At 44.2% G+C, this 13,674-nt stretch carries 6 protein-coding genes, 1 tRNA gene, 1 rRNA gene and 1 riboswitch; of the genes, 4 read left to right on the top strand and 4 right to left on the bottom strand.

Annotation, left to right across the window (positions count from 1 at the left end; translation table 11 throughout):
* The first annotated feature begins 37 nt into the window (after positions 1 to 37).
* Positions 38 to 2,863, top strand: coding sequence for an excinuclease ABC subunit UvrA (gene uvrA / locus B5D54_RS10305; RefSeq protein WP_078926473.1), 2,826 nt, complete (start codon positions 38 to 40; stop codon positions 2,861 to 2,863).
* 87 nt (positions 2,864 to 2,950) lie between these two features.
* Positions 2,951 to 4,711, top strand: a complete 1,761-nt coding sequence (locus tag B5D54_RS10300) for a PglL family O-oligosaccharyltransferase (RefSeq protein WP_078926472.1) — start codon at positions 2,951 to 2,953, stop codon at positions 4,709 to 4,711.
* Between the two features lie 52 nt (positions 4,712 to 4,763).
* Here B5D54_RS10300 and B5D54_RS10295 read toward each other — a convergent pair whose 3' ends face one another.
* The gene (locus B5D54_RS10295; protein WP_078926471.1) at positions 4,764 to 5,885 is read right to left on the bottom strand and encodes a pyridoxal-phosphate-dependent aminotransferase family protein; all 1,122 of its coding nucleotides are present in this window, start codon (positions 5,883 to 5,885) and stop codon (positions 4,764 to 4,766) included.
* Positions 5,886 to 6,062: 177 nt separating this feature from the next.
* Positions 6,063 to 6,239, top strand: a riboswitch (Lysine riboswitch).
* Between the two features lie 106 nt (positions 6,240 to 6,345).
* Between B5D54_RS10295 and lysC the strand changes: the two genes are divergently transcribed.
* Positions 6,346 to 7,701 carry a lysine-sensitive aspartokinase 3 gene (lysC, locus tag B5D54_RS10290; RefSeq protein ID WP_078926470.1) on the top strand — a complete coding sequence of 452 codons (1,356 nt, stop codon included), beginning with the start codon at positions 6,346 to 6,348 and terminating at the stop codon, positions 7,699 to 7,701.
* 59 nt (positions 7,702 to 7,760) lie between these two features.
* On the opposite strand, the gene metH is transcribed toward lysC, so the two are convergent.
* Positions 7,761 to 11,441 (bottom strand): methionine synthase, encoded by a 3,681-nt coding sequence (gene metH, locus B5D54_RS10285; RefSeq protein ID WP_078926469.1) that lies wholly within the window; start codon positions 11,439 to 11,441, stop codon positions 7,761 to 7,763.
* A gap of 180 nt (positions 11,442 to 11,621) precedes the next feature.
* Here metH and B5D54_RS10280 point away from each other — a divergent pair, with 180 nt between their 5' ends.
* A complete protein-coding gene (locus tag B5D54_RS10280) occupies positions 11,622 to 12,926 on the top strand; it encodes a cation:proton antiporter (protein WP_078926468.1) in 1,305 nt (434 codons plus the stop codon).
* A 470-nt stretch (positions 12,927 to 13,396) separates the two neighbouring features.
* Here B5D54_RS10280 and B5D54_RS10275 read toward each other — a convergent pair.
* Both B5D54_RS10275 and rrf read right to left on the bottom strand, forming a co-directional pair.
* Positions 13,397 to 13,473 (bottom strand) — tRNA-Asp (locus B5D54_RS10275).
* Between the two features lie 85 nt (positions 13,474 to 13,558).
* Positions 13,559 to 13,674: ribosomal RNA gene (gene rrf, locus B5D54_RS10270) — 5S ribosomal RNA — on the bottom strand.

Raw genomic sequence — 13,674 nt, 5'->3', positions numbered from 1 at the left:
ATACTTGAGCAACTTGGCATTACATTGAGTTGATCTGATGGACACAATCGAAGTACGTGGCGCTCGTACCCATAATTTAAAGAATATTAACCTGACGATTCCCCGTGATAAATTAATTGTGGTTACGGGTTTATCTGGCTCGGGAAAATCCTCTCTCGCCTTTGATACTCTGTATGCAGAAGGGCAGCGCCGTTATGTTGAATCCCTTTCCGCCTATGCAAGGCAGTTTTTATCTTTAATGGAAAAGCCCGATGTAGACCATATAGAAGGGCTTTCTCCTGCTATCTCTATAGAACAAAAATCCACCTCTCATAACCCACGTTCAACCGTAGGGACCATTACAGAGGTGTATGACTACTTACGCTTACTGTACGCACGAGTGGGTGAACCTCGTTGCCCCGAACACCATGTTCCTCTTGCTGCACAAACCATCAGCCAGATGGTTGATCAAGTCTTAACTTTACCGGAAGGCTCAAGAATGATGCTGCTGGCGCCCATCGTTAAAGAGCGTAAAGGGGAGCATGTTAAAACCTTAGAGAATTTAGCGGCACAGGGGTTTATTCGAGCGCGAATTGATGGTGAAACCTGTGATCTTTCTGATCCACCCACACTGGAATTACATAAAAAACACACCATTGAAGTGGTGGTTGATCGTTTTAAAGTACGCAGCGATCTCCAGCAACGTTTAGCCGAATCATTCGAAACTGCGCTTACATTGTCAGGGGGACTGGTCGTGATTGCTCCCATGGAAGACGAAGGTGAAGAATTGATTTTTTCGGCCAATTTTGCCTGCCCTCACTGCGGCTATAGTATGCGTGAACTGGAGCCTCGCCTATTCTCATTTAATAACCCAGCAGGCGCATGCCCAACCTGTGATGGCTTAGGGGTACAACAATATTTTGATCCAAGCCGAGTGATTCAAGATGCAAATTTAAGCCTTGCACAAGGGGCCATTCGAGGTTGGGATCAAAAAAATTATTACTATTTTCAAATGCTCACCTCATTGGCTGAACACTACGATTTTGATTTGCATGCCCCCTTTAATAAACTGCCGAAACGCATTCAAGAGGTGATCTTACAAGGATCGGGGCGCAGTGAAATTGAGTTTAAGTATATTAATGATCGAGGAGACACTCGGGTAAAACGTCATCCTTTTGAAGGGATTTTGCATAACTTAGAACGTCGCTATCGAGAAACCGAGTCCAACTCCGTACGTGAAGAGTTAGTGAAATATATCTCGACCAAACCCTGCGCCAGTTGCCATGGTACACGTTTACGCATTGAAGCTCGGAACGTGTTTATTAATAACACAGCATTGCCTGAAGTGGTCGAACTGAGCATTGCCGATGCATTAACGTTTTTCCAATCACTCCAATTAGAAGGTCAACGAGCACAAATTGCCGATAAAGTCATGAAAGAGATCAATGACCGCCTACAATTTCTGGTCAATGTTGGTCTGAATTATCTAAACTTATCACGAAGTGCTGAAACGCTGTCTGGTGGTGAAGCCCAACGTATACGCTTAGCGAGCCAAATTGGAGCGGGATTAGTGGGCGTTATGTATGTGTTGGATGAACCTTCGATTGGCCTTCATCAACGAGACAATGAACGCTTGCTTAAAACCTTAATCCACTTAAGAGATCTTGGTAACACGGTTTTAGTGGTCGAACATGACGAAGATGCCATTCGTATGGCGGATCATGTCATTGATATTGGCCCTGGGGCTGGCGTACATGGAGGAACAATTGTCGCAGAAGGGGATGTGGAAAAAATCATTGCCACGCCCGATTCACTAACAGGCCAATATCTAAGTGGCGAGAAGAAAATCGAGGTTCCCAAGCAGCGCGTTGCACGAGATCCTAAGAAAATCGTCCAGTTGATTGGTGCTTCAGGCAATAACCTAAAAAATGTCACCCTCTCACTTCCGGTGGGTCTATTCACTTGTGTTACTGGTGTCTCTGGCTCGGGTAAATCCACCTTAATTAATGATACCTTTTTTAGTATTGCGCACACAGCATTAAACGGCGCAACAACCGCGACACCAGCACCTTATAAAGACATCAAAGGGCTAGAACACTTTGATAAAGTTATCGATATTGATCAAAGTCCAATAGGCCGTACACCTCGTTCTAACCCTGCCACCTATACGGGAATTTTCACCCCAATCCGAGAGCTTTTCTCTGGGACTCAAGAGTCTCGCTCTCGCGGTTATAAGCCAGGGCGATTCAGTTTTAACGTACGAGGAGGACGCTGTGAAGCTTGCCAGGGCGATGGTGTCATCAAAGTTGAAATGCACTTTTTACCCGATGTGTACGTCCCTTGTGATGCATGTAAAGGAAAACGTTACAACCGCGAAACATTGGAAGTTCGCTATAAAGGGAAAACCATTGATGAAGTTTTGGATATGACCATCGAAGATGCTCATACCTTTTTCAAACCCATTCCCGTTATTGCACGCAAATTACAAACGTTAATCGATGTAGGTTTATCCTATATTCGGTTAGGACAATCGGCGACCACTTTGTCTGGAGGCGAAGCACAGAGGGTTAAACTGGCTCGTGAGCTATCTAAGCGGGATACAGGAAAAACCTTGTATATCCTTGATGAACCGACAACCGGGCTGCATTTTCACGATATTCAACAGTTGTTAACCGTTCTGCACCGTTTACGCGACAGAGGGAATACGGTGGTGGTTATTGAACACAACCTTGATGTGATTAAAACCGCTGACTGGATCGTTGATCTGGGTCCTGAAGGAGGGCAAGGTGGTGGATTAATTATTGCCGAAGGAACTCCGGAAGATGTGGCGCAAGTCGAAGGATCGCACACCGCCCGCTTTCTAAAACCAATATTGATGGGATAACCCTATATTGAGATAAAAAAAAGCGTTAAAGTACAGAAACCAGTCACTTAGTACTGGTTTCTTTTTTCATTATAGATAGTGAGACTTATGGCAACCTTGCTACTGAGCGGTACACAGCTTGAGCCCCAAACACCGAAAGCTCCGTTAAATAAAGCATTTCTTCTCGCAGTGGGATGTGCTTATTTAGTGGCGATGCATTTTTTCATGCCAAATCCAGGAGGCTCGGGGCTGGCTTTATCTTTTAACCCCACCACTTGGATTGCCGTCAGCATTGCCATTGCCATCGGCCTATATCAATTAGCGACTTACCAGGTGATTCGTTATTCTAAACTCACCTTAATTCTATTGCTTTGTTGCATCATTCTTTCTCTCCCTATTTTTTACACTAACGCTTATTGGCAAGGAAGTCTCGGTCGGCTGACTGGGTTATGGGCAGGCTTGGTTTTCTTTGTCGTTTTACAACAATTCCATTTTAGTAATAAGCACAAGCAACGCCTGCTTTGGTATATCATACTCGCTTGCCTTATTCAGTCGTTGTGGGGACTATTCCAATACTTCTGTTTATCCTCCGGCAACCCATTCGGATACGATACCATTACCAACCGCCCTTATGGTATTTTTCAGCAACCGAATGTCATGGCCAGTTTTCTCGCAACTGGACTCATTCTCTCAGGCTACCTACTGGCTCGCCAACCAAAAAAATACAACAAACACCTCAGAGAAGTTGGTTTACTTTATTTAACCCCCTTACTCACGCTACCTTTGTTGATGGTTTTAGCCTCACGCACTGGCTGGCTGGGGACACTGATTGGGGTAATATTACTCTTACCCTATTTATATCGCTTTTCACCAAGACAGCGTTTTATTAACTGGATTATAGCCTCACTAGCGGGTGTCTTACTCGGCTTTATTGCTATGTATAGCCAGAGCACTGGCGAACGAATTGCTCAAAAATTAGGATTCGAAAGTGCTCGCCAGCACACTTTCCTACAAACGCTGGACATGCTGATTGAAAAACCCTTCACAGGTTATGGGTATGGAAATTTTGAAACTCAATATATTCTTTACACCGCTCGGCAACATCAACTCAATCCAAACTATCCGGCTGGTCTTGCTGCGATGGATCATCCTCATAACGAGCTCTTATTTTGGGGGGTAGAAGGTGGATTATTGCCTTTAGTGGGTATTGTACTCGCGGCGGGGTTTGTCTTGATCCGCTTACGTTCAGCGAAAAAAGGCACAAGACGAGCGATGCTCGCCTTATTGGTTCCTATCACTTTGCATAATCAACTCGAGTATCCGTTCTACCATTCGGCCATTCATTGGATAAGCTTCATCATTTTATTGTTTTGGATAGAGCAGCGAGTCGCAAGATACCATTTCATTCCCTTTAGCCAAATCAGTAAATCTTTATTACGTGTCACAAGTTTAATGCTGCCAATAGCCACCAGCCTTTACATGGTCAGCGCCTTACACAGTAATTACATACTGACTCAGTTTGAAAAATCTTATCCTAAAGATCCAAGCATTTTACAAAAAGTCACCAACCCCGTGGTGTGGAAGGATCGTTTAGATTGGGCCATCTACAGCACTTACTTGAACCTCGGCTTGCATCAACAACAAGAGAAGTACATCCAACCTTATATTGATTGGTCACAACAAGTCATCAGACATAAGCCACGCCCAATGTTTTATCACAATTTGATTTTAGCCTATCAAGGCGTGGGGGATTATAGCCGAGCGGAACAAATTCGATTTGAGGCTGAATTTCTTTTCCCTGAATATGATTTCAGTCCACAACTTGACCAACAACCCACCGAAAGCTCAGCCAGCGTATCGGCGGGTTAAAACTGCCTCTTCATTCGCCAAACGATGAGTGAGCGCTTGGCGAAAGCAATGCTCACGAAGCAAGCACCTCTTCTAGCGCTTTAAGGCAAAGAGCGATATTTTCAGACCTTGCTCCGTATCCCATGACACCGATACGCCAGGCTTTGCCAGCTAACACGCCTAACCCCGCCCCTAATTCTAAATTGTATTCATTCAGAAGGTAATGACGAACCGCGACATCGTCGACGCCAGAAGGAATATAAACGGCATTGAGTTGAGGCAGGCGGCTGGCTTCATCAACCACAAACGTCAACCCTAATTTTTCTAGCCCTTGTTTGAGTTTCTTATGCATCCGTTGATGGCGGGCCCACGCATTTTCTAGCCCCTCATTTTTGAGTAACAATAATGCTTCATGCAACGCGTATAAACTATTCACAGGGGCCGTATGGTGGTAACTACGCTTTCCTTCCCCACTCCAATACCCTAAGACTAAACTTTGATCTAAAAACCAACTTTGAATAGGCGTTGTTCGAGATTGAATTTTCTCTATTGCTTTAGGCGAAAAGGTTAAAGGTGCAAGCCCCGGTACGCAAGAAAGGCATTTTTGACTGCCGGAATAGACAGCATCTAATTGCCATTCATCCACCAAGAGTGGAACCCCTCCTAAAGAAGTCACCGCATCCACAATCGTCAGCATATTATGCTGTTTCGCTAATTGACCTAATGCTTGTGCATCACTTAACGCGCCCGTTGAAGTTTCAGCATGCACAAAGGCTAAAATTTTCGCATCAGGATGCTGTTGAAGCGTTTCTGCGACTTTATCTACCGAGACAGGCTTACCCCACTCATCATCAACAACAATAACCTCGCCTCCACAGCGAACCGCATTTTCCCTCATTCGCTCGCCAAAGACTCCGTTACGACAGACAATGACTTTATCGCCAGGCTCGACTAAGTTAACAAAACAAGCCTCCATTCCCGCACTACCAGGAGCGGAAACCGCAATAGTGAATTCATTTTCGGTCTGAAACGCATATTTTAATAACTGTTTCAGCTCATCCATCATTCCAATAAAAAGTGGATCAAGGTGGCCAAGTGTTGGACGGCTCAACGCTTGTAATACTTGCGGGTAAATATCTGATGGGCCCGGTCCCATCAGTACACGATGAGGGGGCATAAAACTGTGGATGCTCATAGCAACTCCTTGCTTTTTAGAGTAAGAACATCAAGGTTAATGCAAATCCTTCTTGGTCACAATTCGACTGAAGTCTAGAGGTCAAACCAGTTTCACATTTTAGCCCTTTTTATTTTCATTTTATCAAACATTTACGATTGACATTCATGAGACAAAACCGTTCAATGAATAGGCTATTTAAGCAGAAGAGGAGCACTACCCAGGTAGATGTTTTGTGGAGCCTCAACTCCCAAACAGGACATTTAGGGGGAGTAGTGCCGAGATAAACCAAAGGTGAGGCTTTGATTTATCGGTTGATTGGGCTGAATCCTATCAACTGTCATCAGAATCCGCTGATGAAGAGCTTCTGAGGAAACCTACCAGTTGTTACCCCTCTATTTTGCTCTAAATTGTCTCTCTTCATACATTGGAAGTTGGTTTACCAACCGTTTTATTTATAGGAAATATCGGGAGAAGTGCCGTGAGCGCATTAAATGTGGCCAAATTTGGCGGAACCAGTGTCGCAAACTTCGAAGCGATGAGCTGTTGCTCTGCTATCATCGAACAAAACCCACAAACCAAACTTGTTGTGATCAGTGCCTGTTCTGGAGTAACCAATCTATTAGTTGAACTCGCTAGTGGTATTCAAGTACCTGAAGAGCGCCAAGCCATTATTAAAAAATTGGCAGAAATCCACCATTCGATCATCGAACAGCTCTCAAATACAACCACGGTAGCCGCAGAAGTGAATGCTATCTTAGAGAGTGTCGCCAGTGCCGCAGAAGCTGCATCATTTCAAACCAGCAAAAAGCTGACTGATCACTTAGTCGCCTGCGGAGAATTAATGTCGACCCATATTTTAACGCAATTAATGCGTGAACGTGGCGTCGATGCTCAACGCTTTGATATTCGCCAAGTCATGCGAACCGATGCGCATTATGGCCGGGCCGAGCCACAGGTCGAAGAACTAAAACAATTAGCGCAAAAACAATTATTACCACTGTGCCAACAACACGTCGTCATTACTCAAGGCTTTATTGGTTCTGATGAACAGGGCAATACAACCACTTTGGGACGTGGAGGAAGTGACTATTCAGCCGCGCTACTCGCAGAATCGCTACAAGCGTGTGGTTTAGAAATTTGGACTGATGTTCCCGGTATTTATACGACTGACCCCCGCATCGCTCCCAAAGCGTCTCCGATTGCTGAAATTAGCTTTAGTGAAGCCTCGGAAATGGCAAATTTTGGTGCCAAAATTCTCCACCCATCCACCTTAGTACCAGCACTTCGCCATGGCATTCCAGTTTTTGTCGGATCATCCAAAGAGCCGGAAAAAGGGGGAACGTGGATTCGCCAAGAAGTAGAAAGCTCCCCATTATTTCGAGCGTTAGCCCTGCGTTGTAATCAGACAATGGTGACATTACGCAGTGCTAAAATGTTCCATGCTTACGGTTTTCTAGCCAAAGTTTTTGAGATTTTAGCGAAACATAAAATCTCGGTTGATCTCATCACAACCTCTGAAATCAGCGTCTCTCTAACGTTAGATAAAACGGATACTTCTGGTGGCAATCCCGAATTACCACAAGCAGTACGCGAAGAGTTAGCAGAGCTTTGCACCGTTGAAGTGGAACACGACCTCTGTTTAGTGGCATTAATTGGGAACAAAATGAAAGAGCGCCCTGGGTATGCTAAACAGGTGTTTGGAGCACTAGAAACCTTTAACCTGAGAATGATCTGCTATGGTGCCAGTGCCCATAATCTGTGCTTTTTAGTCAATAGCAATGATGCCAAACAGGTGATTCAAAAACTGCATCACGAACTGTTTGAACAAGCATAATCGTTCAGAAAAACTAAAAAGAAGGTCACCGATAGTGACCTTCTTTTTTTATTGAACAGTTAGCCGTTAATATTTGGGCCTAACCACTTTTCGGCCGTCACACTATCCCACCCTTTTCGCTCTGCATAACTCTGCACTTGATCGTCTTGGATCTGAGCAACGGCAAAGTAACGCGAGTCTGGATGAGAGAAATACCACCCAGAAACAGAAGAACCGGGCCACATCGCATAACTTGAAGTCAATGACATACCGATCATGTCCTCCACGTTCAGCATCTTCCACAAGGTTCCTTTTTCTGTGTGTTCTGGACAAGCTGGGTAGCCAGGGGCTGGACGAATGCCTTGATATTTTTCTCGAATCAGATCGTCATTAGCCAGGTTTTCATCAGGCGCATAACCCCAAATTTCCTTTCGAACCTGTTCATGTAGATATTCCGCAAAAGCTTCCGCTAAACGATCAGCGACCGCTTGGATCATGATTGCGTTATAATCATCCCCTTGTGCTTTATAAGCATCGGCTAACTCTCGCTCACCAATTCCCCCAGTAACCGCAAAAGCACCAATCCAATCTTTTTTACCGCTCGATTTCGGGGCAATATAGTCCGCTAAGCAATAGTTAGCCCCCTTTGGCTTTTCTGTTTGCTGTCTTAGATGGTGCAGAACATGCGCGACGTCTGAACGAGTTTCATCGGTATAGACTTCAATGTCATCCCCCATACTAGCGGCAGGAAATAGTCCACAGATCCCTTTAGCTTGTAAGAGACCTTCCCGTTCAACCCTATCAAGCAGTTCATTTGCATCATTAAATAGACGTTGAGCCTCTTCCCCTACTTCTTCATGCTGTAATATGGTGGGGTATTTCCCCATCAAAGACCAAGTCATAAAGAAAGGCGTCCAATCAATATAATGCCGTAAGGTCGCAATAGAGCAGGTTTCAAAAACATGGATACCCGGTTTAGCTGGAGCTGGAGGCGTATAAGATTGCCAATCTATGGTCGCTTTATTGGCTCGTGCTTTTTCTAGGCTCACAGGGCGAGTTTTCGGTTTTTTTCTCGCATGTTGATCTCGGGTGCGCTCATAATCTAAATTCAGTTTTTCTACAAAAGCGGGGCGCAATTCATCGGATAATAATGAGGAACAGACCCCAACGGCCCGAGAAGCATTATTGACATAAACCACGGGATGACGGTAGTTCTGTTCAATTTTTACCGCCGTGTGTGCTTTCGATGTGGTTGCACCACCGATAAGAAGAGGCAACTCAAAACCTTGTCGTTCCATTTCTTTCGCTACATGTACCATTTCATCCAGCGACGGAGTGATCAACCCTGAAAGACCGATAATATCAACCTTCTCTTCACGAGCAACCTTTAAGATCTGCTCACAAGGGACCATAACCCCAAGATCAATAATGTCATAGTTATTACATTGCAAAACCACACCGACAATATTTTTACCAATGTCATGTACATCCCCTTTCACCGTGGCAAGCAAGATTTTGCCATTGGTCGAGCCGGCTTGTTTCAGCGCATTAATATAAGGTTCTAAATAGGCGACGGCTTGTTTCATGACTCGTGCAGATTTTACCACTTGGGGTAAGAACATCTTTCCTTCACCAAACAGATCGCCCACCACGTTCATCCCATCCATTAATGGGCCTTCAATCACATCTATCGGTCTGGATGCTTGCTGACGAGCTTCTTCCGTATCTTCGACAATAAACTCGGTAATGCCTTTCACCAAAGCGTGTTCTAAACGCTTTTCCACCGGCCAAGTTCGCCACGCTAATAGTGCCGGATCATCAGCCTTACCTACTGCATTTTCTCGGTACTGTTCTGCTATCTCTAATAAACGTTCTGTTGAATCTGGTCGACGGTTAAGTACGACATCTTCCACCGCTTCACGTAAAGACAAGGGGACATTGTCGTAAATTTCAAGCTGACCGGCGTTAACAATGCCCATATCCATGCCATTTTTAAAGCAGTGATAGAGGAAAACGGCATGAATCGCTTCTCGAACATAGTTATTACCACGAAATGAGAAGGAAACATTAGAAACGCCGCCAGAAATCATCGCATGTGGTAGGTTGTGCTTAATATCCGCAACGGCTTCAATAAAATCCACCGCATAATTATTATGTTCATCAATGCCCGTTGCTACTGCAAAAATATTAGGGTCAAAAATAATATCTTCCGCAGGAAAGCCCACTTCATCGACTAAGATTCGATAAGCATTGCTGCATATTTCAACTTTTCGTTCTTTCGTATCGGCTTGGCCGACTTCATCAAACGCCATAACAATCACAGCTGCACCATAGCGACGGACTAATTTGGCTTGTTCAACAAATTTATCTTTCCCTTCTTTTAGAGAGATAGAGTTCACAATGCCTTTGCCTTGAATGCATTTGAGACCAGCCTCAATCACCTCCCACTTAGAGGAATCAACCATAATCGGTACTTTGGATATTTCAGGTTCAGAAGCACACAGCTGTAAAAATCGAACCATGCAGGCTTCGGCATCCAACATCCCTTCATCCATATTGATATCGATGATTTGTGCACCATTCGCCACTTGTTCTCTGGCAACCTCGAGTGCTTCGTCATATTGTTCTTCTCTAATGAGCCGTTTAAAGCGAGCGGAGCCCGTGACATTAGTCCGCTCCCCCACGTTAACAAACAAGGTGTCTTTACCAATATTGAGTGGTTCTAAGCCAGATAAACGACACTCCACTTTGAGGTCAGGTAAAGCACGAGGTGTTATCCCCTCCACCGCTTTCGCCATTGCAGCAATGTGCTCAGGTGTTGTTCCACAGCACCCTCCCACTAAGTTTAAAAAGCCGGAGGCTGCCCATTCCGCAATATGCTCAGCCATCTCTTCCGCAGAGAGATCGTATTCACCAAAAGCATTCGGTAAACCAGCATTAGGATGGACAGAAACATAGCTTTCAGAGATCCGAGCCAGTTCTGCAACATATTGTCGAAGTTCATCCGGCCCTAAAGCACAGTTAAGACCGAAAGAGAGTGGCCGAACATGGCGTAGGGAATTGTAAAAGGCTTCTGTGGTTTGACCTGAGAGCGTACGGCCTGATGCGTCGGTGATCGTCCCTGAGATCATCACAGGCAAAGTCACACCTAACTCTTCAAAAACAGAATCCACAGCAAATGCACAAGCTTTCGCATTCAGAGTATCAAAGATCGTTTCAATCAGAATAAGGTCACTGCCACCTTTGATTAAAGCACGGGTCGATTCTGAATAGGCAATCACGAGTTGATCAAAAGTAATGTTTCGATATCCTGGATCGTTAACATCAGGTGAAAGAGAGCATGTCCGGTTGGTTGGCCCTAATACACCGGCGACATAACGGGGTTTATTCGGTGTTTTAGCCGTCCATTCATCGGCCGCTTCACGTGCCAATTGGGCTGCGGCGAAGTTAATTTCTGCACTGAATGATTGCATGTCGTAATCAGCCATGGCAATCGTGGTTGCATTAAAGGTATTGGTTTCAAGAATATCCGCACCCGCTTCTAAGTAAGCGGAATGAATATCTTTGATCAACTGAGGCTGAGTCAGTACCAATAAATCATTATTCCCTTTTACATCACAGTGCCAGTTTGCAAAACGCTCACCGCGGTAATCCCGTTCTTGCAACTGATATCCCTGAATCATGGTGCCCATGCCACCATCTATCAATAAAATACGCTGTTTGAGTTGCGCTTCAATTTTTTGTTTTATACTACTTCCCACTGTAAAGCCTCACTCCATTGTCTTTACTCACATCCTACCATAGAACAGTTAGAAATCTAGACGTCTAAAACCTTATTCTTCTTCCCCATCAACATCGCTCATATTGCGCAGAAAAGGTTTGCTATTTGTTCACAATCCACCGAGAATTTCACTCATAATTTGTTACATAATGAGAAAACAATGTCGGTCTACTATACCTTATGCTTTTTATCAGCAGCCGCAATGATGATTGCTTTTATTAATAGCAAAATTGTCAAAATGCAAACCACCATTGCAATCACTGCTGGGTCAATGATGCTGTCATTATTAATCATTCTTGCTGGGCAAAATGATTGGTTCCATCTCGCGCAAATAGCTACAGAAACTATCACTAGCATCAACTTTGAAAGTTTTCTACTTAAAGGCATTCTTGGATTTTTACTTTTTGCTGGCGGGCTAGGCATTAAACTACCTAACCTAAAAGATCAAAAGTGGGAAATCACGGTTTTAGCCTTAGGTGCGACTCTCTTCTCTACCTTTTTTATTGGCTTTGCCCTTTACGTTTTCTGTCAGTTTATCGGAATTCAGCTTGATCTGATCTATTGCTTACTGTTTGGCTCTCTGATCTCACCAACAGACCCCATTGCTGTACTCGCCATCGTCAAGAAACTTGATGCGCCTAAACGGATCTCTACTCAGATAGAAGGTGAATCCTTATTTAATGATGGGTTTGGTTTGGTGATTTTTGTGACCTTATTCATTATTGCCTTTGGTCATGAAACTCCGACCATCCTCAGTGTCAGCGCTCTTTTTGCTCAAGAAGCAATAGGCGGTATTGTTTATGGCTTCTTTCTTGGACTCTTATTCCATTATTTGATTAGTGCCACCAATGACCACTCAATGGAGCTATTACTGACCATTGGTATTCCCACAGCAGGCTATGTTTTTGCTGATGTTATCCATGTTTCTGGTCCATTAGCGATGGTGGTATCGGGTATTATGATTGGTAATTGGACCCGTTTTATCGGTTTTTCAAAAGAGAGTGAAGAACATTTAGACCACTTTTGGGAATTGATCGATGAGTTTTTAAATGGCGTACTGTTTCTATTGATTGGTATGTCAATGCTACTGTTTGAATTCCATAAAGAAGACTGGATATTAATGGCATTTTCAATACCGCTAGTACTTGCTGGCCGTTACTTCAGCGTTTTTATCTCATACCTCGGCTTTAAACGTTACCGCCGATATAATCCGTGGTCTGTAAAAATTCTAACTTGGGGTGGGTTACGTGGTGGCTTAGCCTTAGCGATGGCCTTATCAATTCCTGCTGGAGTCATGGTGATCCCTGATAAGTTAATCGATGTAAAAGAGATTCTAATGGTAATGACTTATGCCGTTGTCGTTTTCTCCATTTTAGTCCAAGGATCAACAATTACCCCCATGATTGAAAAAGCGAAAAAAGCAGAGCAAAAACTTGAAACTGACACTAACAATACAAGTCAGTAACTCGAAACAGACATAGAAACGAATTCTACAGAAAGCAGGGTTACAGAACTCTGCTTTTTTATATCCAGAAATCATACTCCAACTTTTTCAAGCTGTAGCTCAGCGTCCAATAGTACTAAGAGCTAAGGGATTAGGATGGCACAGAAATGCTATTGTGAAGAACGTTACCATCATCAAACTTCTCCTACTCACCCAAACAAGCTCCTATTGAATCGGTGTGAATCGGATTCAGACAAGACTCTCTAACAAACCAAGGCCTTATAGATACTTACACCTTTGAGGATAACAGCAAGGTTCCCTAGACGATGGAACGTCGACTAGGATTGAGCTTTGAATAGCAGTCTTAAGTACAGAAAATGTGTCACAAAGAGGGGGGGGGAACCGGTGAATATGTCAGATGGGTATACCAATTGATGTGATAAACGCAGAAACAAAAAATCCCTAGTATCGCTACTAGGGATTCATGTCAGTGGCGGAGCGGACGGGACTCGAACCCGCGACCCCCGGCGTGACAGGCCGGTATTCTAACCAACTGAACTACCGCTCCACATTGTCTTTTACTCGATAAAGTCTCATTGGCTGCTTTATTGAGCTTTTGTCTTCAGACCTTAAGTCTAAACACAAGTATAAAAGCCTGGCGATGTTCTACTCTCACATGGGGAGACCCCACACTACCATCGACGCTGTTTCGTTTCACTGCTGAGTTCGGCATGGAATCAGGTGGGTCCAAAACGCTATGGTCGCCAAG

It is taken from the genome of Vibrio cincinnatiensis DSM 19608 (assembly GCF_900167345.1).
In the GTDB taxonomy this organism is placed as follows: Bacteria; Pseudomonadota; Gammaproteobacteria; order Enterobacterales; family Vibrionaceae; genus Vibrio; species Vibrio cincinnatiensis.
This window is presented reverse-complemented; position numbering and strand designations above follow the sequence as displayed.

What these genes read in the sequence shown, in the direction of transcription:
- B5D54_RS10300 (WP_078926472.1), top strand. Translation starts at nt 2,951, where the DNA reads ATGGCAACCTTGCTACTGAGCGGTACACAGCTTGAGCCCCAAACACCG.
- B5D54_RS10295 (WP_078926471.1), bottom strand. Translation starts at nt 5,885, where the DNA reads ATGAGCATCCACAGTTTTATGCCCCCTCATCGTGTACTGATGGGACCG.
- B5D54_RS10280 (WP_078926468.1), top strand. Translation starts at nt 11,622, where the DNA reads ATGTCGGTCTACTATACCTTATGCTTTTTATCAGCAGCCGCAATGATG.
- uvrA (WP_078926473.1), top strand. Translation starts at nt 38, where the DNA reads ATGGACACAATCGAAGTACGTGGCGCTCGTACCCATAATTTAAAGAAT.